This is a genomic window from Methyloversatilis sp. NSM2 (assembly GCF_038066675.1).
Classification (GTDB): Bacteria; Pseudomonadota; Gammaproteobacteria; order Burkholderiales; family Rhodocyclaceae; genus Methyloversatilis; species Methyloversatilis discipulorum_A.
The window spans coordinates 21,412-45,599 of sequence record NZ_JBBUKV010000009.1 but is presented as its reverse complement, the minus strand read 5'-3'; the positions used below and the strand labels follow the sequence as shown (position 1 = coordinate 45,599).

The following is a 24,188-nucleotide window of genomic DNA, read 5'->3' as shown; positions in this document are numbered from 1 at the left end:
AACTCGGAAGAGAGGTCGGTGAGCTGCTCGGTGTCGCCGCGTTCTTCGATCCAGCGGGCGCGCAGCGCGGGCAGGCCTCGGCGGATGTCGATCGAGGCCTTGGGGTCGGTGTAGGGGCCGGAACAGTCGTAGACGAAGACCGGCGGGTTCTTCTCGCCGCCGAAGCCGGTGGGCGTGTCCGCCTGGGAGATCTCGCGCATCGGCACGCGGATGTCGGGGCGCGAGCCTTCGATGTGGATCTTGCGCGAATTGGGCAGCGGCGCGATCGCCGCTTCGTCCACGTGTGCCTGGTCGGCGAGGAAGGTGTCTTTGGCGTTCATGGAAGCTCCTGTGCTTGCTGCGTCGGCGCGGGGAACGCCGGCTTCCATGTCGAGAAGTCGCCCGTTTCCCTACGCCGGCATGATCCGGATCAGGTGTTGAGGGTGTGTCTCAGCCGGCTGCCATGCTTCAGGTCACCGGCACCCCTAACGTGTGCCTGAACACGGTAACCCGGCCGCGACGCAAGCGCAAGGCGTGCCGTTCAAGCCAACGGGCCCCTCTGCCGTAGACCGGTCATCGCCCCGATACGGGCAGAGCCTGAACGAGACCGGACATGACGCAGCTTTCCATCTTCCGACCGACCCTGATCGCGCTGGCGATCGGCTGCGCCTGCGGCGCGGTGCAGGCGGCCGACTGGCACACGATTTCGACCGACCGCGGCAAGAAGATCGAGATCGATCGCGACAGCGTGCTGCGCGCGGAGGGCGGCAAGAAGGTGGCCTGGGGCCGGCTGGTGCTGACCGAGGCCGACGCCGAAAAAACCGGCTACGCGATGGTGCAGGCCCTGAATCGCTACGACTGCCAGAGCCTGCGTTTCGCCACGATCAAGCGCGTCTATCTGGACGCCAACCAGAAAATCCTGCGCGAGGAGCGCACCGGCTCGGACAGCGAAATTTCGCTGCTGCCCGGCACGCTGGACGAAAAGCTGTTCCGCGAAGTGTGTCAGCCGCCGGCCGCCGAAGAACTCCGTCAGGTGGCCGAACAGGCTGGCCGTGCTGCGCGTACCGCCGCCAACGCGGGCGACCTCGGCAAGGTCGAGCGCACCGAAATGGTGAACATCAAGCCCGATCTGCGCGAAGCCGCGGCCCAGGCGCGCGAGGAAATGAGCAGCGCGAAGAAGCCCACCGGCTCGGCGGGCAAGCCGGAGGCAGCGAAGGCCGAGCCGGCAAAGGTGGCCGATGCCGGCACGAAGAAGCCGGACACTCACGACGCCGCGCCGGCGGCGACCAAGCCGCCGGTGATGCGCAGCGAAATCCCGCTGCCGCCGCCGGCCCCGAAGCCGCGGCCGCGCCCGGTCATGCAGGCCGCCGTCGCGCCGGCCGCTCACGCTGCGCCGAAGAAGCCGGCGCTCGAGGCTGCGCCCGTCGCGCACGCGCACGGCGACATCCACTGGAGCTACGAGGGCGAATTCGGCCCGCAGAACTGGGGCCGGCTGAAGCCGGAGTGGACGAAATGCGCGACCGGCCAGACGCAATCGCCGATCGACATCCGCGACGGCATCAAGGTCGATCTGCCGCCGGTACAGTTCGATTACCGGACCACCTATTTCACCGTCGTCGACAACGGCCACACGGTGCAGGTGAATGTCGGCGAGGGCAGCACGATCACGCTGGTCGGCAAGCGCTACGAGCTGGTGCAGTTCCATTTCCACAAGCCGGCCGAAGAGCGCGTCAATGGCAAGACCTATGACATGGTCGCTCACCTGGTGCACAAGGATCTGGACGGCAATCTGGCCGTGGTCGCGGTGCTGCTCGACCGCGGCACCGAACACCCGCTGTTCAATACGCTGTGGGCCTACCTGCCGCTGCAGAAGAACGTCGAGTCGCGCCCGGACGTGAGTATCGATCTGGCAAAACTGCTGCCGGAAAAGCGCGACTACTACACCTATATGGGTTCGCTGACGACGCCGCCGTGCTCGGAAGGCGTGACCTGGCTGGTGATGAAGGAGCCGCTGCAGCTGTCGCCGGAACAGATCGGCATCTTTGGTCACCTCTACCGCAACAATGCGCGTCCGGTGCAGGCAGCCAACAGCCGACTGATCAAGCAGTCGCGCTGAGCCGCGCGGGCGCAAATAAGGCCATCCCGAGGGATGGCCTTTTTCATTGGCGCGGCCCGAAGGGCGCGCCAACCGCGAACCGAATGCTCAGTAGCGGTAGTGGTCCGGCTTGTACGGGCCTTCCTTCTGCACGCCGATGTAGCGGGCCTGCGCGTCGGTCAGCTCGGTCAGCTGCGCATTCAGCTTCTTCAGCTGCAGGCGCGCCACCTTCTCGTCGAGGTGCTTGGGCAGCGTGTAGACGCCGACCGGGTACTTTGCGGTTTCGGTGAACAGCTCGATCTGCGCGATGGTCTGGTTGGCGAAGCTCGAAGACATCACGTAGGACGGGTGGCCGGTGCCGCAGCCGAGGTTCACCAGGCGACCCTTGGCCAGCAGGATGATGCGCTTGCCGTCCGGGAAGATGACGTGATCGACCTGCGGCTTGATCTCTTCCCACTGGTACTTCTCGACTGAGGCGACGTCGATCTCGTTGTCGAAGTGGCCGATGTTGCAGACGATGGCCTGGTCCTTCATCTTCACCATGTGATCGTGCGTGATCACGTGGTAGTTGCCGGTGGCGGTGACGAAGATGTCGGCGTGTTCGCAGGCGTAGTCCATCGTGACCACGCGGTAGCCTTCCATCGCCGCCTGCAGAGCGCAGATCGGATCGACTTCGGTCACCCACACCTGGGCCGACAGCGCGCGCAGCGCCTGCGCCGAACCCTTGCCCACGTCGCCATAGCCGGCGACCACCGCCACCTTGCCGGCCACCATCACGTCGGTGGCGCGCTTGATGCCGTCGACCAGCGATTCGCGGCAGCCATACAGGTTGTCGAACTTGGACTTGGTGACCGAATCATTGACGTTGATGCCAGGGAAGGCGAGGCGGCCTTCCTTGTGCATCTGGTACAGGCGGTGCACGCCGGTCGTCGTTTCTTCGGTCACGCCCTTGATGTGCTTGATGCGCTTCGAGTACCAGTTCGGGTCGCGCGCCAGCGTGGTTTTGATCGCGTTGAACAGGCACACCTCTTCTTCGCTCGCCGGGTGGTGCAGCGCGGTCGGGTCGGTTTCGGCCTTGGTACCCAGGTGCAGCAGCAGCGTCGCATCGCCGCCGTCGTCCAGGATCATGTTGCTGTAGCCGCCGTCCGGCCATTCGAAGATGCGGTGGGTGTAGTCCCAGTACTCTTCCAGCGACTCGCCCTTGACCGCGAACACCGGCGTGCCGGCAGCGGCGATCGCGGCGGCGGCGTGGTCCTGGGTCGAGAAGATGTTGCACGAGGCCCAGCGGACTTCGGCGCCGAGCGCTTCCAGCGTCTGAATCAGCACGGCGGTCTGGATGGTCATGTGCAGGCTGCCGGTGATGCGGGCGCCGCGCAGCGGCTGCTGCGTCGCGAATTCCTCGCGGATCGCCATCAGGCCGGGCATTTCGGTCTCGGCGATGGCGATTTCCTTGCGTCCCCAGTCGGCCAGCGACAGGTCGGCAATGACGTAATCCTTCAGTTCGGCGGGTGCATTCATTACGGGCTCCTTTTGATGCGGCAGGCGGTATCTCACCTGCCATCCGCGGCCGGACTGCTGCCCGGGCGGCGGGTTCAGGTGAGCGCCGTTGCAAAAGTGCCCGCGACCGTGGCGGTCTGGCGGGGTCCGAGCCTGGGGGCCTTGCGGCACCTTGCAGCGCTCCTCGGAAGCTTTGGATTATAGCGTCGCGCCCCGCATCTGCCGGGTGAAGTACCCGGTTTCACGATCGGCGCCCGCTACAGAGTGTGGCAACGGATAATCCGTTCCCGACCTCCGCACGATTTACGGCATCCGACGATGGAACTGGAACCGACGCCACCCCGTTCGCCTCTGGCCGACCTCGCCCGCAATCTGGGTGCCGGTCTGCGCGCCCTGCTGCTGTGGAAGGCCGCCCCGGCCCTGTGCGCCGGCGCGGCGGCCTGGATAGCACTCGAACTGCTGTCGCTGGCGCTCGATTTCGGCTTCGACTTCGCGCGCGCCGGGCCGGATGGCCAGTTCATGGCCGACGCGCTGGCCGGCAAGCTGTTCCACCTGCCCTGGCTCATGCTCGCCGTGTGGGCGGCGGCCCGTCTGGCCGGCCGGCCAGAGGCTTGGCTGCGCGGCGTGGTCGGCATGGCGGCGCTGTGGATATGGCTGTCGCTGCTGTGGAATGCGCTCGCGCTGCTGCCGGCCGAGGTGTGGGCGGAACTGGGCGACGCGGTCGATCTCGTCTGGTGGGCGCCCGCGGCCTGGGGGCTGATCGCCTCTGCCGTGCTGCTGGGAGAGGTATTCGAGGCCAGACCGGCGCGGCGCCTCGGCATGCTCGCCATCGTCGGTCTGTGCTACCTGCTGCCGACTGCGATGCTGGGTACGCAGATGCCGCTGTGGGTGGCGGCGCACACCGATGACGACGGTGAAACGGCGCGCTGGCAGGCCGCCCGCAGCGAAGCATTGATCTACCGCCAGCCCCTGCTGCTGACCGAGGCGATCGCCCGGATCGAGCCCGGCGAACCGGGTCGGCCGGAACTGTTCCTGCTGGCCATCGCCGGCCATGGCGCACAGGATGTGTTCCTGCGCGAGGTGGACAAGGTCGAACGCCTGTTCGCCGAGCGCTTCGACACCGGCGGCCGCAGCATCGTGCTGGCCAACAACCCGGCCACCGTGCTCGACCGGCCGCTGGCCACCGTCAGCGCGATGGAAGCCAGCCTGCGCGCGCTGGGCGAACGGATGAACCGCGACGAGGACGTGCTGTTCGTGTTCCTGACCTCGCACGGCGCCGAGGACCACCGCTTCGACCTCAGCCTGTGGCCGTGGGAACTGGAACAGCTGACGCCGCAGCGCCTCGGCGCCCTGCTCGACGCGGCCGGCATCCGCCACCGCGTCATCCTGGTGTCGGCCTGCTATTCGGGCGGCTTCATCGCGCCGCTCGCCGGACCCGATACGCTGGTCATGTCGGCCGCGCGCGCCGACCGCAGTTCGCACGGCTGTTCGCACGAAGCCGACTGGACCTTCTTCGGCCGCGCCTTCTTCGACGAGGCACTGCGCGCAACGCCATCCTTCACCGAAGCCTTCGCCCGCGCCCGTGCGGCGGTCGGCACGCGGGAGGCGGCGGAGGGGCTGGAAGCGTCGGAGCCGCAGATCGCCGTTGGCGAGGCGATCAAGGCACGGCTCGACGCGATGGCCGCGGACTGGCAACGGATGCCGCGCACGCTGCAGGCGCAGCAGGGCGGTCCGAGTGGCGAGCCGGCCGCGACCTCAAGTTGCGACCAGGCGCGCTGCTGACGGGCTGCTCGACCGGCGACTCAGACGCCGCTGCTGAACCACCACCAGCCGCCCGCCGCGAAAACCGCGACGACGACGGCGATGGCAATGTTCCGCTGCAGCGGGTAGCGCTCCAGCTTCACCAGCGGCGTGCGGTAGGAAATGTAGAGGAAGCCGCCGCCGAACAGCGCCAGCACGGCCAGCAGCGACCAGCGGTTGCCGGTGCGCGCGGCCAGCCGCAGCAGCGTGCCGCAGACCAGGATGAGCGCGAAGTAGCCGAACAGCGACAGTGGCGTGATGCCGGTGCACGAGCGCCCGCCGCATTCCGGACACACGGCCGGCGCCTTGGCGCGGGCGGTCAGCTTGATCAGGCGCGCGATGGTGTCCCGCCCGCAGTGCGGGCAGCGGTTCAGGGCTGACATATCACTTGCCGGCGAGGAAGGCGGCGCGCTGCACCGGGTCGGGAATGTCGCGCGACAGCTCTTCGAGCAGCGCCTGTTCGTCGCTCGCCCGCTTCAGCGCGCGACCGACCAGGATGCGCGCCATCGGCCCGATGCGTCGGGCCAGCCGGTGCTCGATGTCGGCGATCAGCGCGTCGTCCAGCGGTCGCGGGCCGAAAGCGCTGCTGCGCGACGTGGTGGTGAGCGGTGTGCTGCGGCGCGAGGCGCTGACCGTATCGATGGACGCACTGCGCACCGTCGATGACACGCCGGTGGTTCCGGCGATATGCCGCTTGGCCTCGATCAGGAAACCAGCGCGCTGCGCGTCGCCCGGAATGTGCGTCGCCAGCTGCTCGATCAGCAGCGCCGGGCTGGCGACCTTGGGTCCGATGCGCGTCACCAGCACGCGCGCCATCGGCCCGATGTGGCGGGCGAGCAGCGCTTCGAGCACCGGGGTCAGCGCGTCCTGCGCCAGGCCGGGCTGGGCATCGTCGACGCGGCGGGTGATGCCGCTGCGCGCATCCAGTTCGAACACCTCCTGGCTGCGCGAGGCGATCTCGGCGCGCTGGCCGGTGGCGTGCAGGCCGACCGGCGCGCCGCTGCCCAACGCCGACACGGTCTCGAAATAGGCGCGCGACACCAGCACCTGACCGGCGCGTGCCAGGCCGGCCAGCGTGCGCGCGGCATCGAGGCCGTCGCCGTGCACGTCGAGCGCGCCGGTGCCCGCGCGGGTCACCCGTACCGGGCCCAGATTGATGCCCTGACGCAGTCCGCCGCCCTCGTCGCCGAGGTCGAGCGCGCGCAGCCGCTGCGCCACCACGCAGGCGTCCTCGGGCTGGCCGAGCAGGCACAGCGCGGCGCCGTCCTCGGTGTCGTGGATGAGCCGGCTGTCGGCATCGACCGAGCGCGCGGCGCGCGCCAGCGCGTCGTCCAGTTCCGATTTGCAGGCCAGTCGCTGCGCCGTGTCGAGATCGACGCTGCGGTCGATCTGCGCGTACAGCACGCTGCAGACGATGGTGCGCCGCTCCTCCGACGCGCCGCTGGCGCGTACCGCGGGTGCCGGCGGCGTGCCGGACGCGAGCGGGCCGCGCGCCGCCGGCACCGGCATGAACACGCGACGGAAGTCGGCCACGCTGCGCGGGCGCCGGGTTTCGTGCGGCTCGAGCGCCCAGTCGATGGCACGCAGCAGCGAAGCGCCGAAGATGGCCGCGTCGGCGGCCTTGGCGGCCGGCCGCAGCGGATCGTTGTGCACGCGGGCGGCCGATTCGACCGGGCGCTGTCCGGTCACCAGCCAGTACATGACGGCGGCCAGCGAGTAGATGTCGGTCCACGGTCCCTGATTGCCGTGCGAGTGGTACTGCTCGAACGGTGCGAAGCCGGGCGTCACGATGGCGGTCAGCGTGTGCTCGGTGTCGTGGTAGCGGCGCGCCGCACCGAAGTCGAGCAGCACCGGCGTGCCGTCGTCGCGGATGCAGATGTTGGCCGGCTTGATGTCGCGGTGCAGGAAGCCGCCGTCATGCACCACCTGCAGGCCGTCCAGCAGCGGCTTGACGATGGCCAGCAGCGTCGTGCGGTCGATCGCATCGTTGCGCTCGCGCACCCACTGGTTCAGCGTGCGCCCCTGCACGTAGTCCATCACCATGTAGGCGGTGCCGTTGGCTTCGAAGAAGCGGCTGACGCGCACGATGTTCGGGTGGCGGAAGGTGGCGAGCGCGCGCGATTCGTCGAGGAAACGGCGCAGGCCCTGCTCGAACATCTCGACCGCCGGGCCGGCCCGCGGCAGCACGCGCTGCGCGTCGCCGCGCACCGCGATGTCGGTGGGCAGGAACTCTTTCACGGCGACCTTGCAGTCGAGCAGCGTGTCGTGCGCCAGATAGGTCAGGCCGAAGCCGCCGCCGCCGAGCAACGATTCGATGCGGTACTCGTTCAGTGCCCAGCCGACCGGCAGCGCACCGGGGCTGGCGTTGGCCGTGGGCAGGAAGCCGCTGCCGGCCAGCACGTCCGAGTTCACGCTGTCTTCGGTGAACGCCTCGTCGTCGTCGCCGAAAGGAGTAGGACCTCCGGCCATCTCAGTTTTCCGCGGCGCCGCGCGCCGCCCGCCGGGCCGGCTGTGCAAGGCCGGCCCTGTGCGAACGAAGTAAGCGTGGGGGCAATTTCATGTCAGCTGTCGATCATGCGCATCGCCGTTTCCAGGCTGCGTCGCATGCGGTTGAAGGAGGCGCCGAGCACCGACACCTCGTCGCGCCCGCCGTCGCCGAACTCCGGCACCGAGAAGTCGCCGGTGCTGATGCGGTCGGCGGCGGCCGACATGCGTGCGACCGGGCGGATGATGAGCCATTCCAGCATCAGGTTCAGCGCCACCATGACGAACACGAACACCCCGACAAGCGAGGCCATGAAAGTGGTGAAGGCGCGGTCGGCGTTGCTCACCGGCACCGTCATCGGCACCGACACCACCTGGGCACCGATGATTTCGTTCATCTTCCAGCCGAAGCCGTTCGCCTCGCCATACACCTTCACCATGCTCGGCGGCGCCGTCGCTGGCGTGTTGTGACAGGCCAGGCAGGCGGGGTTGGTGATCTGGATGGGCCGCGCGATATACATGTGGCGACCGGTCGGCGTGTCGCGTTCGCCGGTGAGCTCCTTCACGTCCATCGCGTTGCGGAAGCTGGCCACCAGATCGGCTTCCCAGTCCGACGCGCGATCGCGCGGGTTGGACGGGTTCAGCGTCGCTTCCTTGTAGGCGTACTCCGGGTGGTTCTTGCGCAGCTCGTTCAGCGTTTCGGTCGCCGCGTAGGCCGGCACCGTCTGTGGCAGAAACTGCTCGGCCAGCATCGGATCGAGGTGGGGCTTGATCTGGCTCACCGTGTAGGCGCGGATGGCGAGCGCGGTTTCCATCATCAGCCGGGCGTTGCGCTCGACCTCGGCGCGTGCGTTGTCATGCAGCAGCCGGTGCGACAGCGCCGCACAGGCGGCGAGGCCGATCGCGAACACGCCGATCAGCACGAGGTTGAATTTGAGTCTGAGTCCCATCGCAGGCACCGGTCAGTTTTTTGCCGCGGCCTCTTGCGGGGCCGCTCTGATTGCGGCCCGATTGTAAGTCATTGACGGGATTGCAAGGAATTGTGTCAGCGCAGGCAGGCGCAGGCTGTCACGCTGCCGGGCTCCGGTTCATCCACCACCAGGCGATGGCGGCGATCGACGCCGCCCACAGCAGCAGGATGAAGATGCCGGCCGCCCAGTTGGCCGGCAGCTTGCCCGCACGGGCGCGGGCGCGCGCCGCCTCCATCACGTCCGGCGGGATCATGCGCACCGCCAGCCAGATGCCCAGCGGCAGCAGCACCACCTCGTCCAGCATGCCAAGTACCGGGATGAAGTCCGGAATCAGGTCGATCGGGCTGGCCGCGTAGGCGAGCAGGAAGAGCAGCAGGATCTTGGCACGGCGCGGCGTGCGAGTGTCCTGCGCGGCGACGGCAAGCGCCATCACTTCGAGCTTGATCGCGCGTATGCGCTCTTTCAGTCCGGATCCGGTCATGATGGCCTGCAATTTGTTGTGATCGATTTGCATTCAATCAAACCACAAAAACGCCTTGTCCGTCAGCCAAGTACTGTCACACAACGGCCAGGGCCTCTGGCTCAGAGCAGCACGATGTCGAACTGCTCCTGCGAATAGCTCGACTCGGCGTGCAGCGAGATCGGCTTGCCGATGAAGTCCGACAGCATGGCCAGCGCCTGCGACTCTTCTTCGAGGAAAAGGTCGACCACCTTGGGGTGGGCCAGGATGCGAAATTCGCGGGCGGTGAACTGGCGCGCTTCGCGCAGCAGTTCGCGCAGGATGTCGAAGCTCATGGTCTGCGCCGTCTTCACTTCGCCGCGGCCGCCGCAGGTCGGGCAGGGTTCGCACAGCACGTGGGCCAGCGATTCGCGGGTGCGCTTGCGCGTCATTTCGACCAGGCCGAGCGAGGTGAAGCCGCTGACCGAAATCTTCGTGTGGTCGCGGCCCAGCGCCTTGTGCAGTTCGGCCAGCACCTGGGCGCGGTGTTCCTCGCTTTCCATGTCGATGAAATCGATCAGGATGATGCCGCCGAGGTTGCGCAGGCGCAGGTGGCGGGCGATCTGGTGCGCCGCCTCCAGATTGGTCTTGAAGATGGTTTCGTCGAAATTGCGCGAGCCGACGAAGCCGCCGGTGTTCACGTCTATCGTCGTCATCGCCTCGGTCTGATCGAAGATCAGGTAGCCGCCGGACTTCAGATCGACCCTTCGCGCCAGCGCCTTCTCGATTTCCTCCTCGACGCTGTGCAGCTCGAACAGCGGGCGCTCGCCGGTATAGTGCTCCAGCAGCTTGGTCAGCTGCGGCATGTATTCCTCGGCGAAGCTGCGCAGCTTCACGTAGTTCTCGCGCGAGTCGACCTGGATGCTCTGCGTATCGGCGCAGGCGAGGTCGCGCAGCACGCGCTGCGCCAGCGTCAGGTCTTCGAACACCAGCGTGGGCGGCTTGGCGGTCTTTGCGCGATTCCGTATTTCCTGCCAGGTCTTGCGCAGGTAGGCGATGTCGGCTGCCAGTTCCTCGTCGCTGGCCGATTCGGCCATGGTGCGCACGATGTAGCCGCCCGGGTCCTCAAGCGGCAGCAGCGCGTGGATGCGCGCGCGCAGTGCCTCGCGTTCCTCGGTCGATTCGATGCGCTGCGAAATGCCGACGTGGCGGTCCTGCGGCAGATGCACCAGCAGGCGGCCGGCGATGCTGATCTGCGTCGACATGCGCGCGCCCTTGGTGCCTATCGGATCCTTCAGCGCCTGCACCAGCACGCTCTGCCCTTCGGTCAGGATGCGTTCGATCGGCTTCGGCGGCTCGCCGTTCTGGCGCGCTTCCCAGATGTCGGCGACGTGCAGGAAGGCGGTGCGTTCGAGGCCGACGTCGATGAAGGCCGACTGCATGCCGGGCAGCACGCGCACGACGCGCCCCAGATAGATGTTGCCGACGATGCCGCGCGCGCTGCTGCGCTCGATGTGCAGTTCCTGCACCGCGCCCTGCTGCAGCAGGGCGACGCGCGTTTCCTGCGGCGTGAAGTTGATGAGGAACTGGTCGTTCATGGTGCGGACCGGAAAGTGGGAAGTCGGATCAGATGTCCATGCCAAAGCGGCGCAGCAGCTGCCAGGTTTCGTTCAGCGGCAGGCCGACGATGCCGGTATAGGAACCTTCGACGTGCTCGACGAAGGCGCCGGCGCGGCCCTGTATGCCGTAGGCACCGGCCTTGTCCATCGGTTCGCCGCTGAGTACATAGCGTTCGATGTCGCGCGGCTCGAGTTTCGCGAAGCGCACGGTGGAAATGGACAGCGCGTGCTCCAGCCGCCGGCTGTCGCTGACGGCGACCGCGGTGAGCACGCGGTGCGTGCTGCCGGACAGGCGGGTGAGCATGGCAGTGGCGTCGGCCGCGTCGGCCGGCTTGCCGAGGATGTCGCCGTCGATCTCGACCGTGGTGTCGGCCGACAGCACCAGCCCGGCCGACATGCGCCGCCAGGCCAGGCGCTGTTCGCCGCCCAGCGCCTTGGCGCGTGCGACGCGCACGACATAGGTTTCGGCGTCCTCGCCGTCGCGCACGTCTTCAGATACGTCGATGTCCTCGCGCGGCAGTCCGCGGAAGGGCAGCATCAGGAAACTCAGGCCGATCTGGGTGAGCAGTTCACGCCGGCGCGGGCTGCGCGAGGCGAGATAGAGGACGGGCGGAACGGTGTTCGAAAGGCTCATTCTCGGTGATAGGGGTGATTGGCTTCAAGGCTCACCGCACGATACAACGCTTCGGCCAGAAGCAGGCGGGCCAGCGCGTGCGGCAGCGTCAGGCTCGACAGGCGGATCAGCTCGTGTGCGCGCGACTTCAGCGCCGGCGACAGGCCGTCTGGCCCGCCGATGAGGAGCGCGACGTCGTCACCGTCGGCGCGCCAGCGACGCAGCCGCGCGGTCAGCGCGACGGTCGTCAGGTCGTCGCCACGCTCGTCGAGTGCGACGATGCGGGCGCGCGGCGGGATGGCCTGTTCGATGCGTGCCCGTTCGGCTTCGATCAGCACCTCGACCGGCTTGCCCTGGGTGCGCGGTTCGGCTTTCACTTCGATGATCTGCATGGCCGAGTCGCGCGGCATGCGGCGGGCGAATTCCTGCACGCCAGCATCGACCCAGTCGGGCATACGGTGCCCGACGCAGATCACCAGCAGTTTCAACGCGCCGCCGTTCCGCGTGCGCGGGCCGCGGCCGACTTGTCGGTTGACGGCTTGGCCGAGCCGGACCACAGCTCTTCGAGGTTGTAATAGGCGCGTACCGCCGGCTGCATCACGTGCACGACCAGGTCGCCGAGGTCGACCAGCACCCACTCGCCGGTGTCCTCGCCCTCGACGCTGATCACCGTGCCGCCGGCTTCCTTCACCTTCTCCTGCACGTTGCGCGCCAGTGCGCGCGTCTGCCGGTTCGAGTCGCCGCTGGCGATGACCAGGCGGTCGAACAGCGCATTGAACTTCGAGGTGTCGATCACTTCGATGTCCTTCGCCTTGATGTCTTCCAGCGCGTCGATGACCAGCGCCTGCAGTGCATTGATATCCATGTAAAGCTTTCAGTAGAGCCGGTTAAGGCGGATGTATTCGAATACTTCGTCGGGCAGCAGGTAGCGGCAGCGCTCGCCGCGCGCCAGCCGTGCCCGGATGTCGGTGGCCGACACCGCCAGCGGCGTCATGTCGAAACGTACGATGGCGCCGGACGGGCGCTCGCGCAAGGCCTGCGCATCACGTCCGCCGCGTGCCGCCAGTTCGGCTGCCAGCGCTGGGTCCAGCGCCGCGGCGTCGGCGGCCTGGCCGGCTCGGGTCGCCAGTCCGATATGGGCCAGCGCGAACAGCTCGCGCCAGCGGTGCCAGGTATGCAACAGGCTGAACGCGTCGGTGCCGAGTATCAGCACCAGCGGCAACGCGTCGCCCAGTTCTGCGCGCAGCGCGGTCAGCGTGTCGACCGTGTAGCTCGGCCGGCCGGACGCTACTTCACGGCCGTCGACCTCGAACGCCTCGTTCGACGCTACGGCCGCCTCGACCATGGCCAGTCGGTGCGCTGGCGAGGTCTGCGGCGCCGCGCGGTGCCAGGGCTGACCGGCCGGAATCCAGCGCACGCGCCCGAGCTGCAGTGCTTCGCGCGCCTCTTCCGCCAGTCTCAGGTGGCCGACGTGCACCGGATCGAAGGTGCCGCCGAACACGCCGAGCGGCGGCGCTTCACTCATCGGCGGGCTCGGGCGCCGGCTGCTCGCCCGGCGCGAACACCTGGCGGAAGCTCACGTACAGGCTGGCGGCCAGCGTGGGCACCAGCACGAACAGCAGTGCGATGCGCAGCAGGAAACGCAGCGCACTGGCCAGACTGCCGTCGCCGCCGAGCACCTGCACCACCAGCATCGGCAGCCCGACGCCGAGCAAGGCCGCGCCGGCGAAATAGACGATGAAGGCGCCGGCGTTGCGCAGCACGGCTACCGCGCCGAAGAACAGCGACTTGCCGAGCGGCATGTCCTGCGTCGCGATCAGGTAGGGCGGGAACCACATGATCAGGATGAGCGGCAGCACCAGCGGCAGCAGCTGCATCAGCGTGCGCATGAACAGCTCTTCGTCGGCGTCGACCGCGGCGCCTTCCGGCATCTGGAAGATGAGCGTGTGGATCAGCACCACCACCAGCGATCCGCCAAGGTGCACGAAGCCCAGCTGCACCAGCGTGCGCGCGTTCGCCATCAGTCCCTGTTTCAGGCCGGCGGCGTCGATGTCGCGCTTCTCGTCGAGGATGCGCGCACCGTTGAACACGATGACCGACATCACCGGCAGGCACACCGCCACCAGCACCGGACCGAGCAGTGGCACGATGTTGAGGAAGACCATGACCAGCAGATAGGTCATGGTGAGCGCCGTCATCAGCGGCGGATTGCGGCGGAACAGCGCGAAGCCGCCGCTGATCCACGACCAGCCGGCGAGCGCGGGCAGCGTGCGCGCCTGCAGGCTCACCGCCATGGCAGCGCGTCACCGGCGCGGATGCGCGCGCGCAGCACATCGCGGAAACGGGCCGGATCGTGCGTGTGCACCATCTCGCCGCCGCGCGGCATGTGGAAGTCGTAAAGCCGCGACATCCAGAAGCGCAGCGCCGCGCCGCGCAGCATCGCCGGCCAGGCGCGATGCTCGGCGTCGGACAGCGGCCGTTCGGCGTGGTAGGCCTTGATCAGCGCGTCGGCCCGGTCAGCCATCAGTTCGCCGGAGGCGTCGGAACACCAGTCGTTCAGCGTCACCGCGAGGTCGAACAGCAGGTAGTCGTCGCCGGCGAAATAGAAATCGATGATGCCGCCGATGCGTTCGCCATCCATCAGGCAGTTGTCGCGGAACAGGTCGGCGTGCACGACGCCGAAGGGCAGGTCGCGGCACAGGCCCTGTTCGCGGGCTTCGCGCTGGAAGGCGATTTCGGTTTCGAGCAGCGTGCGCTCGTCGTCCGGCAGGAAGCCGAGCAGCTTCGGCGCCGTTTCGAGCCACCAGCCGTAGCCGCGCGGGTTGTCGAAGCGGCGGCCGTAGCTCTGGCCGGCCACGTGCATGGTGGCCAGCATGCCGCCGATGGCGGCGCAGTGCGCCGCGCCCGGTTCCATCTGCGAGCGGCCGGCGAGGCGGGTGGCCAGCATGGCCGGCTTGCCGTGGATCGTGCCGAGGTATTCGTTGTCGCGGTCGGCGATCGGCGCCGGACAGGGAATGCCGTGACGCGCCAGATGCGCCATAAGGTGCACGTAGAACGGCAGTTCGGTGCGCGTCAGCTTCTCGAACACGGTCAGCACGTAACGACCGTGCGAGGTGTCGACGAAGTAATTGGTGTTTTCGATGCCGGCCGGAATTCCCTCCAGCGACACCAGATGGCCGATGGAGTAATTCTTCAGCCAGTCGCGCAGCTCATCTGCGGTGACGGTGGTGAAGACGGACACGAGTCAGAACGGATGGTTGGGCACGCGCCGGCGGCGCGCGCGGGTCAGTCGAACGAGAAGATCACCCACTTCGGCACGCGCAGGCCCGAATCGAGATCGTCATAGCGCGTCATCGCGCCGGAGCCGTTCTCGTCCATCAGGTAGTAGGGCACGCCGTGACGCGGCGTCACCTTGATCATGTAGAGCTTGCCGTTCACGCGGTGCTCTTCCACCGTCTCCTCACCGCGCTGGATGATGGTGATCTGCGGCTCGACGGCCACTTCGCCTTCCAGCGGCTCGGGCGGCGGCGGCGGTTCGGGAATCGGCTGCAGGTCGGGCGGACGACCGGCCTGGGCATATACCGCAGGCGCCAAACTGCCCAGCGCGGCTGCGAGAACTGCTGCAAAAAGTAGCGGACGCATCGAAAATCCTTCGTAATTCCGGCAGTTTAACAGAGGCAGGGCGGGGGGCAGCGGGGAGAGGCTAGGGGCTAGGGATGAGGGGCTAGCGAACAGGCGCGGCGGTCGCCGCGCGAGATCTTCACTAGCCCCTAGCCTCTAGTCCCCAGCCCCTGCCTCTCAAAGATTCAACATCGCCTCGTGTTCCTCAGGCAGCGGCATGAAGCTGCGGTTCTCGTAATGCCGGAATATCGCGTCGACGATCTGGGCAGGGTCGTCGATGATCTGCACCAGATCCATGTCTTCCGGCGAAATCATGCCTTCGGCCACCAGCGTGTTGCGGAACCAGTCGATCAGGCCCGCCCAGAACGGCGCGTGCACGAGGATGACCGGAATGCTGCGGCTCTTGCGCGTCTGGATCAGCGTCAGCGCCTCCATCAGTTCGTCCACCGTGCCGAAACCGCCGGGCATCACGACGTAGGCGGCGGCGAAGCGCACGAACATGTATTTGCGGGCGAAGAAGTGCTCGAAGGAATGCGATATGTCCTGATAGACGTTCGCGTGCTGTTCCATCGGCAACTGGATGTTCAGGCCGACGCTCGGCGACTTGCCGTGGAAGGCGCCCTTGTTGGCCGCTTCCATGATGCCCGGGCCGCCGCCGGAAATGACCGAGAAGCCCGCGTCCGACAGCTCGCGCGCAACCCGCTCGGTCAGTGCGTAATACGGATGGTCGACTGGCGTGCGGGCGCTGCCGAAGATGCTCACCGCCGGCCGGATCTGCTGCAGCCGCTCGGTCGCCTCGACGAACTCGGCCATGATGCCGAAGATGCGCCAGGCCTCGCGTGCGCTGCTGGTGCGTGCCGCTTCACCGGGGTCGATCATGCCCGGCAGTTTGTCTTTTGCGCTCATGGGAAAAGTATCCGGTGAAAGTGCCCGATCAGGGCGGGTGCGGCGATAATCGCGGGCCGACCGAATGTCCCCACGCGGAATCCGCCATGCCCACGCTGCTGCTCGTCGATGGATCGTCCTACCTTTACCGCGCCTTCCACGCGATGCCGGACCTGCGCAATGCACAGGGCGAGCCGACCGGCGCGCTGCGCGGTGTCATCAACATGCTAAGGCGGCTGGCAAGCGACTACAAGGCGGACTATCGCGCTGTCGTGTTCGATGCCAAGGGCAAGACCTTCCGCGAGGACTGGTATCCGGATTACAAGGGCCACCGTCCGCCGATGCCGGAAGATCTGGCCGCGCAGATCGCGCCGATCCACGACGCGGTGCGCGCGCTCGGCTGGCCGCTGCTGATGATCGAGGGGGTGGAGGCCGACGACGTGATCGGCACGCTGGCCGCGCAGGCGACCGAACGCGGCATCGACTGCGTCATATCGACCGGCGACAAGGACCTCGCACAGCTGGTGAACAAGCACGTGACGCTGGTGAACACGATGAGCGAGGAAAAACTGGACGAAGCCGGTGTGCTGGCCAAGTTCGGCGTGCCGCCGTCGGCCATCGTCGATTACCTCGCGCTGATCGGCGACAGCGTGGACAACGTGCCGGGCGTCGACAAGTGCGGCCCGAAGACCGCGGTGAAGTGGCTGCAGCAGTATGGCGGCACGCTGGATTCGGTGGTCGCCAACGCGGCCGACATCGGCGGCAAGGTGGGCGAGAACCTGCGCGCCCACCTCGACTTCCTGCCGCTGGCGCGCAAGCTGCTGACCGTCAAATGCGACGTCGATCTGCCGCAGCCGCTGGAATCGCTGACCTCCGACGGCGAGAACGCCGACGCGCTGCGCCCGCTTTACGAGCGCTACGGTTTCAAGGGTCTGCTCGAGGATCTGGCCAAGGGCCCGCGCAAGACGGTGACGGTCAATGCGCCCGCACCGGCCGAGGACGCCGTGCCCTCGACCGCACCTGAAGGCAGCCACCGTGCCGACTACGAAACCCTGCTCGACTGGGCGGCCTTCGAGCGCTGGCACGCGAAGCTGATGGCGGCGAAGGTGGTGTCGCTGGACACCGAAACCACCAGCCTGGAGCCGATGGAAGCGCAGCTGGTGGGCATGAGCTTCGCGCTGGAACCCGGTGTGGCCGCCTACCTGCCGCTGGCCCACGTGTACCCGGATGCACCGGTCCAGCTGCCCCGCGACGAGGTGCTGGCGAAGCTCAAGCCCTGGCTGGAATCGGCGACGCACGGCAAGCTCGGCCAGAACCTGAAGTACGACCGCCACGTGTTTGCCAACCACGGCATCCGGCTGGCCGGCGTGGTCGATGACACGCTGCTCGAAAGCTATGTGCTGGAAGCCGATCGCAACCACAACCTCGACACCCTGGTCACCCGCCACCTCGGCCTGAAGGTGATCAGCTACGACGAGGTGACCGGCAAGGGCGCGGCGCGCATCGGTTTCGAACAGGTGGCGCTCGACCGCGCCGCCGCCTACGCCGCCGAGGACGCCGACGTGACGCTGCGCGTCCATGAAGTGCTGGCCCCGCGCATTCAGGCCGATAGCAAGCTTGCATATATATATCGCGACATCGAACTGCCGGTGTCCGACATCCTGTTCCGCATGGAGCGCACCGGCGTGCTGCTGGACAGCGCCTCGCTCGCCGCGCAGAGCAACGAACTGGGCCAGAAGATGCTGGAGCTGGAACAGCGCGCGCACACCGCCGCCAAGCAGCCCTTCAACATCAATTCGCCGAAGCAGCTGGCGGAAATCCTGTTCGAGCGCGAAAAGCTGCCGGTGATCAAGAAAACGCCGTCCGGCACGCCGTCGACCGACGAGGAAGTGCTGTCGCAGCTCGCGCTGGACTACCCGCTGCCGGCGCTCATTCTCGAGTACCGCGGCATGGCCAAGCTGAAAGGCACCTATACCGACAAGCTGCCGCGCATGGTGCGCGCCGACACCGGCCGCGTGCACACCAGCTTCGGTCAGGCGGTGGCGGTGACCGGCCGGCTGTCCTCGGTCGATCCCAATCTGCAGAACATTCCGGTGCGCACCGCCGAGGGCCGGCGCATCCGTTCCGCCTTCATCGCGCCGCCGGGTCATGTGCTGGTCAGCGCGGACTATTCGCAGATCGAACTGCGCATCATGGCCCACCTGTCGCAGGACGCCCGCCTGCTGCAAGCTTTCGCCGACGGCGAGGACGTGCACCGCGCCACCGCGTCGGAGGTGTTCGGCGTGCCGCCGGACGAGGTAAGCAGCGAACAGCGCCGCTATGCCAAGGTGATCAATTTCGGTCTGATCTACGGCATGAGCGCGCACGGTCTGGCGAAGAACCTGGACATCGAGCGCAGCGCCGCGCAGAGCTGGATAGACCGCTACTTCGCGCAGTACCCGGGTGTGGCCCGCTACATGGACGAGACGCGCGCGCTGGCGCGCGAGCAGGGCTATGTCGAAACCGTGTTCGGCCGCCGCCTGCAGCTGCCGGACATCCGCGCCCAGCAGGTGGGGCGCCGCCAGGGCGCCGAGCGCGCGGCAATCAACGCGCCGATGCAGGGCACGGCGGCCGACCTGATCAAGCTGGCGATGATCGCGGTCGACGGCTGGCTCGCCGCCGAAGGCCTGAAGACGCGCATCATCCTGCAGGTGCACGACGAACTGGTGCTCGAAGTGCCGGAGGCCGAACTCGACCGCGTGCGCGAGCGGGTGCCGGCGCTGATGGAAGGCGTCGCGCAGCTGTCGGTGCCGCTCAAGGTCGAGGCCGGTGTCGGCCGCAACTGGGACGAAGCGCACTGACAGGCCGCAGCACCGCGGGCACCTTGCCCGCGCGGCTCTCCCTATGCTGGTTCACGCGCACCCGTCGATGCGCCGGCGAGCCGGTTCGCCCGGCTCGCTGCAATCCGGTCGAGGAGAACCGCCATGTCTTCGCTGTATTCGGACCACCATCGCGCACTGCAACAGGCCTACGGCACCACCGGTCTGGCCGAGATGCTCGACACCGGATGGGTGCATGAGCAGATTTCGGACGACGAGCGCGCCTTCATCGCGTCGCGCGACATGTTCTTCCTGTCGACGGTCGATCCCGACGGCAATCCTACGGTGTCGTACAAGGGCGGTCCCACCGGCTTCGTCAAGGTGCTCGACGCGCACACGCTGGTCTTTCCGGGCTACGACGGAAACGGCATGTTCTATTCGGTGGGCAATATCGTCGGGCAGTCGCGCGTCGGCCTGCTGTTCATCGATTTCGAGAACCCGCACCGCGTACGTGTGCAGGGCACGGCCGAATTCCTGGCCGACAATCCGCTGCTGGCCGACTACGACGAAGCCAAGTATCTGGTGCGCGTGACGGTCAGCAAGATCTGGGTGAATTGTCCGCGCTACGTCCACCGTTACCGCAAGCTCGAACAGTCGAAGTACGTGCCGAGGGCGGAATGCACGACGCCGCTTGCCTCGTGGAAGCGGCTGGACATGGTGCAGGACGTGCTGCCGGAACACGAACGCCGGCAGGCGATGCAGGAAGGTCTGCTGGATCTTGCCACCTACGAGGCAAAGGTGGCGCGCGGCGAGGGCTGACGCGGCCGGCCTTGAATTCGGGTAAGCGGCATGCACAATGCGGTGCCTCGCACTGGAATCTCCCGCAATGCACGTCCCGTCGGCCGGTACCGATACCCTCTCCCGCGTCGACCGGCACGACGCCGCGTCGCGCCTCGCGGTATTCGACACGCTGAAGGCGGTCGCGTCACAGCTCATCGTGCTGCATCACCTGGTCGCCTACGGTCCGCTGGCGGAGGCCTTCCGCAGTCGCTTCCCGCAGCTCGCCGACTGGCTCTACTACGACGGGCGGCTCGCGGTGCAGGTGTTCTTCGTCATCGGCGGCTTCCTCGCTGCCCGCGCGCTGGCGCCAGCGCTGCAGCCGCGACCGCTGTCGCTGCCGGCGGTGCTGTGGAAGCGCTATCGCCGGCTCGCACTGCCCTGCATGGTGGCCGTGCTGATCAGCGTCGTCTGCGCCGCGATTGCCCGCGCGCTGATCGACGACCCCAGCCTGCCCGGTACGCCCTCGGTCGGTCAGCTGCTGGCGCACGCACTGCTGCTGCAGGACATTGTCGGCGTCGAGGCACTGTCGGCCGGTGTCTGGTACGTGGCGATCGACTTTCAGCTGTACGCGATGGCGGCGCTGCTGGTCTGGTTGGCCTCGCACACCGGTCCGACACGCCACGCCGTCGTGCTCGCCGCGATCACCGCCGGCGTTGCGGCGGCGTCGCTGTTCGTGATCAATCGCGACACCGGTTGGGACGTCGCCGGTCCTTACTATTTCGGTGTCTATGCGCTGGGGGCAGCCGTCTGCTGGTTGTCCAGACCAGGCCGCTCGCTGCTGTGGGGTGCGGCAGTCGCCGCCGCCGTGCTGCTGGCGCTGACCCTGGAACACCGCGAGCGCGTGGCGTTTGCCGGCTGCGTGGCGCTGCTGCTGTGGGGCGGTCTGCGCAGCGGGTTGCTGGCGAAATGGCCGGACCTTCCGGCACTTGCCTTCCTCGGCCGGATCTCGTTCTCGGTCTTCCTGATCCACTACCCGGTGGCCATGCTGGTGAACGCCTTCGTTACCCGTCTGTGGGGTGCGACGCCGGATACCGCGCCGCCCGCACTTGCCTTCGCCTGGGCGGCCAGCGTGGGCGCCGGGGCGCTGTTCCATCGCCAGGTCGAACGGCGCTGCGCCGGCTGAACCCCTTGTGCGCGTGAAACCCCGCCGCCCGGCCGCTGTCTTCGCTTGCGCCCGCTGCCCGGGCGACACTACGCAGCCTGGCCGCCCGCTGCCATGCTTCGCCTGGTGTCCACTTCGATAGGGATCTCATGACCGCCGCCGTACCGGAACACGATGACGTCGTTTTCGACGGTCGCCCGCTCGACATCGAGGCGATTGCCGCGATCGCCGACGGCAGGCGTCGCGCCGTGCTGTCGACCGAGGCAGCGTTCCGCGCCCGCATCGACGCCGGCGCCCGCGTCGTGCTGCAGCTGCTCGCCGACGACGGCGTGATCTACGGCGTCACCACCGGCTACGGCGAGTCGTGCACGGTGGCGGTGCCTGCCGGGCAGGTGGCGGAACTGCCGCACCACCTCTACACCTATCACGGCGTCGGCATGGGGCGCCTGCTGGAAGCCGACGAGACGCGCGCGGTGCTGGCCGCGCGGCTGGCCTCGCTGTGCCAGGGCATGTCCGGTGTGCGCTACGAGCTGCTGCAGCATCTGGCGGCGCTGCTCGAGCACGACATCCTGCCCTGCATTCCGGCCGAAGGCTCGGTCGGCGCCAGCGGCGACCTGACGCCGCTGTCCTATGTCGCCGCCGCGCTGTGCGGCGAGCGTGACGTGCGGTGGCGTGGGCGGCGCATGCCGGCGCGCGAGGCGCTGGCCGAAGCCGGCATCCAGCCGCTGTCGCTGCAGCCGAAGGAGGGGCTGGCCATCATGAACGGTACCGCCGTCATGACCGCGCTGGCCTGTCTCGCGTGGCAGCGGGCACAGCGCTGCAGCCTGGTCGCCACCCGCCTGACCGCGCTGAATGTGTTCGCGACTGCCGGCAACCCGCACCACTTCGACGCGCTGCTGTTCGCCGCCAAGCCGCATCCGGGACCGCAGGCGGTGGCGCGCCGGCTGCGTCGCGACCTCGCTTGCGACGCAGGCGCGGCACGCAATCCGGCGCGGCTGCAGGACCGCTACTCGCTGCGCTGCGCGCCGCACGTGATCGGCGTGCTCGAAGACGCGCTGTCCTTCACGCGGACGCTGATCGAAAACGAACTGAACAGCGCCAACGACAATCCGCTGATCGACCCTGACAGCGGGCGCGTGCTGCACGGCGGACATTTCTACGGCGGTCACGTCGCGTTCGCGATGGACAGCCTGAAGACCGCGGTCGCCAACGTGCTCGATCTGCTGGACCGTCAGCTCGCGCTGCTGGTGGACAGCCGCTTCAGCCACGGCCTGCCCGACAACCTGACCGCCGCCACCGGCGAACGCGGCGCACTGAACCACGGCCTGAAGGCGCTGCAGATCGCGGTGTCAGCGTGGACCGCCGAGGCGCTGAAGACCACCCTGCCGGCGTCGGTGTTCTCGCGCTCGACCGAATGCCACAACCAGGACAAGGTGAGCATGGGCACGATCGCCGCGCGCGACTGCCTGCGCGTGCTCGAACTGGGCGAACAGGTGCTGGCGGCGATGCTGGTGTCGGCCCGGCAGGCGGTCGCGCTGCGCGGCCGCATCGACGCCGGTGCGCTGCCGCCGGTGCTGGCGCACACGCAGTCATGGCTCGAGGCCCGCATTCCGCTGGTGGTCGAGGACCGCGCGCTGGACCATGAACTGACCCGGCTGGTGGACGTGCTGCGCACAGGCAGCGCCAGCGACGTGCTGGAGTCGGACGGATGAGCGCCCCTTGGCACGCCGACGGCCCGGCGCTGGAACGCGTGCTTGCCGACCTGATCGCCGACGAGGTGCGACGGCTGCGGCCCGGCGGCTCACCGCTGCCGCAGCAGCCATGGTCGGCGTCGATGGCCTTCGACGACAGCGGCTTCGGGCTCGATTCGCTGGAGCGCCATACGCTGGCCGCCGCCATCGCCGAACTGCTGCAGCTGCACGACAGCACGGTGATCGATGCGCTGCCAGCGGCAAGCACCTTCGGCCAGTACTGCGCGCTGGCCCGCGAAGGCCTCGCGCAGGATGGCCGCCGCCTGACCTTCCGCACGTCCGGCAGCACCGGCATGCCGAAGGCGTGCACCCACGCGCTGACGATGCTGGAAGAGGAGGTCGATGCGCTGGCCGCCCACATCGGGCCGCGCCGGCGGGTGCTGGTCGCGGTGCCGGTCCATCACATCTATGGCTTCATCTTCGGCGTCCTGCTGCCGCCCAGCCTGGGTACGCACGATGTCATAGATGTGCGGCCGCTGCCGCCGCAGGCGCTGACCGGCCGGCTGCAGCCGGGCGATCTGCTGGTGAGTCATCCCGCGCACTGGTCGCTGCTCGCCCGCTTCGGCCCGCGGCTGCCGGCTGATGTCCTCGGCACCACTTCCACCGCACCCTGCCCGGATGCACTGGCCGACGCGCTTCTGGCGCTGGGTCTGGCGCGTCTGCTGCAGATCTACGGCAGTTCGGAGACGGCCGGCATCGGCTGGCGCGACGCCGCTGGCGCGCCCTACACGCTGATGCCGCACTGGCGCCGCGCGGTGGCCGACGATGCTGTACTGCTGCGCCGCGCAGCCGATGGCAGCGAACAGCCTGCGGCGCTGCAGGACCTGATCGAGTGGCTGCCGGACGGGCGCTTCCGCCTGGCCGGGCGGCGTGACGAGGCGGTCCAGGTGGCGGGCATCAACGTGTTTCCGGCGCGGGTGCGCGACGTGCTGCTCGAACACCCGCTGGTCGAGGCGTGTGCGGTACGCCGCATGTCGCCGACCGAGGGCGAACGCCTGAAGGCCTTCGTCGTGTTGCGCGCAGGCGCCACCCCGGCCGCACTGCTGCCCGCACTTGAAGCGTGGGTGAGGGAACGCCTGTCGGCGCCCGAGTGTCCACGCGCCTGGTCGTTCGGCGACCAGTTGCCGGCAGACGCCCGCGGCAAGCTGGTCGATTGGCCGATCGCGCCCTCGTTGCCTCCTCAAGTTCGCGAGTGCACTCCCGATAACTGATCCGTTGTCCGGAGTGTCCGCTGCCTCCGCATTGCCATCCGGCGCACCTCAAGGTGTCCGTTGATACCGACCCAGGGAGCACCATGAATACGGAACAGACCCTCTCGTTTTCCAGCGCAGCACTGTTTGACTATCTCGACCGCGCCAGCGATGCCGAGCTCGACAACCTCGACTTCGGCGTCATCGGCATGGACGACGCAACCCAGGTCAGACGATACAACCGCTTCGAATCGGCCGCCGCCGGCCTGTCGCCCGAACGGGTGATCGGGCACGCGCTGTTCACCGTGGTGGCGCCGTGCATGAACAACTTCATGGTTGCCCAGCGCTTCGAGGACGCGCAGCAGGACGGCAGCGTGCTCGACGACACCATCGACTACGTGCTGACCCTGCGCATGCGCCCGGTCAAGGTGAAGCTCAGATTGCTCGCCCGACCCGGCAGCGGCTTGCGCTATGTGCTGGTCCACCGCCAGACCTGAGCCGGAG

At 67.9% G+C, this 24,188-nt stretch carries 22 protein-coding genes, 1 pseudogene and 2 riboswitches; of the genes and pseudogenes, 8 read left to right on the top strand and 15 right to left on the bottom strand.

Translation table 11 applies throughout. The annotated features are described in order from the left end of the window. Positions 1 to 320 (bottom strand): annotated as a pseudogene (locus tag WJU27_RS15975) (phosphomethylpyrimidine synthase ThiC); the annotation flags it as partial. Positions 321 to 369: 49 nt separating this feature from the next. Beyond that, positions 370 to 476, bottom strand: a riboswitch (TPP riboswitch). Between the two features lie 116 nt (positions 477 to 592). On the opposite strand from WJU27_RS15975, the gene WJU27_RS15970 reads away from it, so the two are divergent. Next, positions 593 to 2,095, top strand: coding sequence for a carbonic anhydrase (locus WJU27_RS15970; protein ID WP_341422719.1), 1,503 nt, complete (start codon positions 593 to 595; stop codon positions 2,093 to 2,095). An 87-nt stretch (positions 2,096 to 2,182) separates the two neighbouring features. On the opposite strand, the gene ahcY is transcribed toward WJU27_RS15970, so the two are convergent. Continuing rightward, positions 2,183 to 3,592 (bottom strand): adenosylhomocysteinase, encoded by a 1,410-nt coding sequence (gene ahcY, locus WJU27_RS15965; protein WP_296807773.1) that lies wholly within the window; start codon positions 3,590 to 3,592, stop codon positions 2,183 to 2,185. Between the two features lie 73 nt (positions 3,593 to 3,665). Further along, a riboswitch (S-adenosyl-L-homocysteine riboswitch) is annotated at positions 3,666 to 3,763 on the bottom strand. Between the two features lie 126 nt (positions 3,764 to 3,889). Here ahcY and WJU27_RS15960 point away from each other — a divergent pair. Beyond that, entirely contained in the window at positions 3,890 to 5,353 is a 1,464-nt protein-coding gene (locus tag WJU27_RS15960) for a C13 family peptidase (protein WP_341422718.1), read from the top strand. A 20-nt stretch (positions 5,354 to 5,373) separates the two neighbouring features. Here the strand turns inward: WJU27_RS15960 and WJU27_RS15955 are convergent, their stop codons facing one another. From WJU27_RS15955 to WJU27_RS15895, 13 genes are all read right to left on the bottom strand, one after another. Continuing rightward, positions 5,374 to 5,754: a hypothetical protein gene (locus tag WJU27_RS15955; protein WP_341422717.1), complete on the bottom strand. Its 381-nt coding sequence runs from the start codon at positions 5,752 to 5,754 to the stop codon at positions 5,374 to 5,376. Position 5,755: 1 nt separating this feature from the next. Beyond that, entirely contained in the window at positions 5,756 to 7,840 is a 2,085-nt protein-coding gene (locus tag WJU27_RS15950) for a protein kinase domain-containing protein (protein ID WP_341422716.1), read from the bottom strand. A gap of 92 nt (positions 7,841 to 7,932) precedes the next feature. Next, positions 7,933 to 8,805 (bottom strand): Tll0287-like domain-containing protein, encoded by an 873-nt coding sequence (locus WJU27_RS15945; RefSeq protein WP_020162973.1) that lies wholly within the window; start codon positions 8,803 to 8,805, stop codon positions 7,933 to 7,935. A gap of 118 nt (positions 8,806 to 8,923) precedes the next feature. Continuing rightward, positions 8,924 to 9,307, bottom strand: a complete 384-nt coding sequence (locus tag WJU27_RS15940) for a YkvA family protein (RefSeq protein ID WP_232415935.1) — start codon at positions 9,305 to 9,307, stop codon at positions 8,924 to 8,926. Between the two features lie 101 nt (positions 9,308 to 9,408). Then, positions 9,409 to 10,863, bottom strand: coding sequence for a ribonuclease G (rng, locus tag WJU27_RS15935; RefSeq protein ID WP_341422715.1), 1,455 nt, complete (start codon positions 10,861 to 10,863; stop codon positions 9,409 to 9,411). Positions 10,864 to 10,891: 28 nt separating this feature from the next. After that, complete coding sequence (locus WJU27_RS15930; protein WP_341422714.1) at positions 10,892 to 11,518, bottom strand: Maf family protein; 627 nt, start codon at positions 11,516 to 11,518, stop codon at positions 10,892 to 10,894. Beyond that, positions 11,515 to 11,985 (bottom strand): 23S rRNA (pseudouridine(1915)-N(3))-methyltransferase RlmH, encoded by a 471-nt coding sequence (gene rlmH / locus WJU27_RS15925; RefSeq protein WP_341422713.1) that lies wholly within the window; start codon positions 11,983 to 11,985, stop codon positions 11,515 to 11,517. The genes WJU27_RS15930 and rlmH overlap by 4 nt, the downstream gene beginning before the upstream one ends. Further along, entirely contained in the window at positions 11,982 to 12,362 is a 381-nt protein-coding gene (rsfS, locus tag WJU27_RS15920) for a ribosome silencing factor (RefSeq protein ID WP_019915848.1), read from the bottom strand. Before rsfS ends, rlmH begins: the two co-directional genes overlap by 4 nt. 9 nt (positions 12,363 to 12,371) lie before the next feature. Continuing rightward, complete coding sequence (gene nadD / locus WJU27_RS15915; RefSeq protein WP_341422712.1) at positions 12,372 to 13,022, bottom strand: nicotinate-nucleotide adenylyltransferase; 651 nt, start codon at positions 13,020 to 13,022, stop codon at positions 12,372 to 12,374. Beyond that, positions 13,015 to 13,791 (bottom strand): BPSS1780 family membrane protein, encoded by a 777-nt coding sequence (locus tag WJU27_RS15910; RefSeq protein ID WP_341422711.1) that lies wholly within the window; start codon positions 13,789 to 13,791, stop codon positions 13,015 to 13,017. Before WJU27_RS15910 ends, nadD begins: the two co-directional genes overlap by 8 nt. After that, positions 13,782 to 14,738 carry a homoserine kinase gene (locus WJU27_RS15905; RefSeq protein ID WP_020162978.1) on the bottom strand — a complete coding sequence of 319 codons (957 nt, stop codon included), beginning with the start codon at positions 14,736 to 14,738 and terminating at the stop codon, positions 13,782 to 13,784. The genes WJU27_RS15910 and WJU27_RS15905 overlap by 10 nt, the downstream gene beginning before the upstream one ends. Before the next feature lie 44 nt (positions 14,739 to 14,782). Beyond that, positions 14,783 to 15,139, bottom strand: coding sequence for a DUF2782 domain-containing protein (locus WJU27_RS15900; RefSeq protein ID WP_341422710.1), 357 nt, complete (start codon positions 15,137 to 15,139; stop codon positions 14,783 to 14,785). Between the two features lie 156 nt (positions 15,140 to 15,295). After that, positions 15,296 to 16,024, bottom strand: a complete 729-nt coding sequence (locus tag WJU27_RS15895; protein ID WP_020162980.1) for an LOG family protein — start codon at positions 16,022 to 16,024, stop codon at positions 15,296 to 15,298. An 86-nt stretch (positions 16,025 to 16,110) separates the two neighbouring features. Here WJU27_RS15895 and polA point away from each other — a divergent pair, with 86 nt between their 5' ends. The 6 genes from polA (at position 16,111) to WJU27_RS15865 (ending at position 24,181) form a co-directional block, all read left to right on the top strand. Continuing rightward, the gene (polA, locus tag WJU27_RS15890) at positions 16,111 to 18,843 is read left to right on the top strand and encodes a DNA polymerase I (protein ID WP_341422709.1); all 2,733 of its coding nucleotides are present in this window, start codon (positions 16,111 to 16,113) and stop codon (positions 18,841 to 18,843) included. A 123-nt stretch (positions 18,844 to 18,966) separates the two neighbouring features. Then, entirely contained in the window at positions 18,967 to 19,620 is a 654-nt protein-coding gene (locus WJU27_RS15885; protein WP_341422708.1) for a pyridoxamine 5'-phosphate oxidase family protein, read from the top strand. Positions 19,621 to 19,687: 67 nt separating this feature from the next. Beyond that, entirely contained in the window at positions 19,688 to 20,764 is a 1,077-nt protein-coding gene (locus WJU27_RS15880) for an acyltransferase family protein (protein ID WP_341422707.1), read from the top strand. 128 nt (positions 20,765 to 20,892) lie between these two features. After that, a complete protein-coding gene (locus tag WJU27_RS15875) occupies positions 20,893 to 22,455 on the top strand; it encodes an HAL/PAL/TAL family ammonia-lyase (RefSeq protein ID WP_341422706.1) in 1,563 nt (520 codons plus the stop codon). After that, positions 22,452 to 23,705, top strand: coding sequence for an AMP-binding protein (locus WJU27_RS15870; protein ID WP_341422705.1), 1,254 nt, complete (start codon positions 22,452 to 22,454; stop codon positions 23,703 to 23,705). Before WJU27_RS15875 ends, WJU27_RS15870 begins: the two co-directional genes overlap by 4 nt. An 83-nt stretch (positions 23,706 to 23,788) precedes the next feature. Next, positions 23,789 to 24,181: a phosphonate transporter gene (locus WJU27_RS15865; protein WP_341422704.1), complete on the top strand. Its 393-nt coding sequence runs from the start codon at positions 23,789 to 23,791 to the stop codon at positions 24,179 to 24,181. The last annotated feature ends 7 nt before the right edge of the window (positions 24,182 to 24,188 follow it).

Excerpts from the sequence above, each read along its gene's own strand:
- WJU27_RS15880 (WP_341422707.1), top strand. The coding sequence starts at position 19,688 with ATGCACGTCCCGTCGGCCGGTACCGATACCCTCTCCCGCGTCGACCGG.
- WJU27_RS15895 (WP_020162980.1), bottom strand. The coding sequence starts at position 16,024 with ATGAGCGCAAAAGACAAACTGCCGGGCATGATCGACCCCGGTGAAGCG.
- ahcY (WP_296807773.1), bottom strand. The coding sequence starts at position 3,592 with ATGAATGCACCCGCCGAACTGAAGGATTACGTCATTGCCGACCTGTCG.
- WJU27_RS15970 (WP_341422719.1), top strand. The coding sequence starts at position 593 with ATGACGCAGCTTTCCATCTTCCGACCGACCCTGATCGCGCTGGCGATC.
- WJU27_RS15945 (WP_020162973.1), bottom strand. The coding sequence starts at position 8,805 with ATGGGACTCAGACTCAAATTCAACCTCGTGCTGATCGGCGTGTTCGCG.
- WJU27_RS15885 (WP_341422708.1), top strand. The coding sequence starts at position 18,967 with ATGTCTTCGCTGTATTCGGACCACCATCGCGCACTGCAACAGGCCTAC.
- WJU27_RS15875 (WP_341422706.1), top strand. The coding sequence starts at position 20,893 with ATGACCGCCGCCGTACCGGAACACGATGACGTCGTTTTCGACGGTCGC.
- WJU27_RS15900 (WP_341422710.1), bottom strand. The coding sequence starts at position 15,139 with ATGCGTCCGCTACTTTTTGCAGCAGTTCTCGCAGCCGCGCTGGGCAGT.
- WJU27_RS15955 (WP_341422717.1), bottom strand. The coding sequence starts at position 5,754 with ATGTCAGCCCTGAACCGCTGCCCGCACTGCGGGCGGGACACCATCGCG.
- rng (WP_341422715.1), bottom strand. The coding sequence starts at position 10,863 with ATGAACGACCAGTTCCTCATCAACTTCACGCCGCAGGAAACGCGCGTC.
- WJU27_RS15870 (WP_341422705.1), top strand. The coding sequence starts at position 22,452 with ATGAGCGCCCCTTGGCACGCCGACGGCCCGGCGCTGGAACGCGTGCTT.
- WJU27_RS15960 (WP_341422718.1), top strand. The coding sequence starts at position 3,890 with ATGGAACTGGAACCGACGCCACCCCGTTCGCCTCTGGCCGACCTCGCC.
- WJU27_RS15910 (WP_341422711.1), bottom strand. The coding sequence starts at position 13,791 with ATGGCGGTGAGCCTGCAGGCGCGCACGCTGCCCGCGCTCGCCGGCTGG.
- rsfS (WP_019915848.1), bottom strand. The coding sequence starts at position 12,362 with ATGGATATCAATGCACTGCAGGCGCTGGTCATCGACGCGCTGGAAGAC.
- WJU27_RS15930 (WP_341422714.1), bottom strand. The coding sequence starts at position 11,518 with ATGAGCCTTTCGAACACCGTTCCGCCCGTCCTCTATCTCGCCTCGCGC.
- WJU27_RS15950 (WP_341422716.1), bottom strand. The coding sequence starts at position 7,840 with ATGGCCGGAGGTCCTACTCCTTTCGGCGACGACGACGAGGCGTTCACC.
- polA (WP_341422709.1), top strand. The coding sequence starts at position 16,111 with ATGCCCACGCTGCTGCTCGTCGATGGATCGTCCTACCTTTACCGCGCC.
- WJU27_RS15865 (WP_341422704.1), top strand. The coding sequence starts at position 23,789 with ATGAATACGGAACAGACCCTCTCGTTTTCCAGCGCAGCACTGTTTGAC.
- nadD (WP_341422712.1), bottom strand. The coding sequence starts at position 13,022 with ATGAGTGAAGCGCCGCCGCTCGGCGTGTTCGGCGGCACCTTCGATCCG.
- WJU27_RS15940 (WP_232415935.1), bottom strand. The coding sequence starts at position 9,307 with ATGACCGGATCCGGACTGAAAGAGCGCATACGCGCGATCAAGCTCGAA.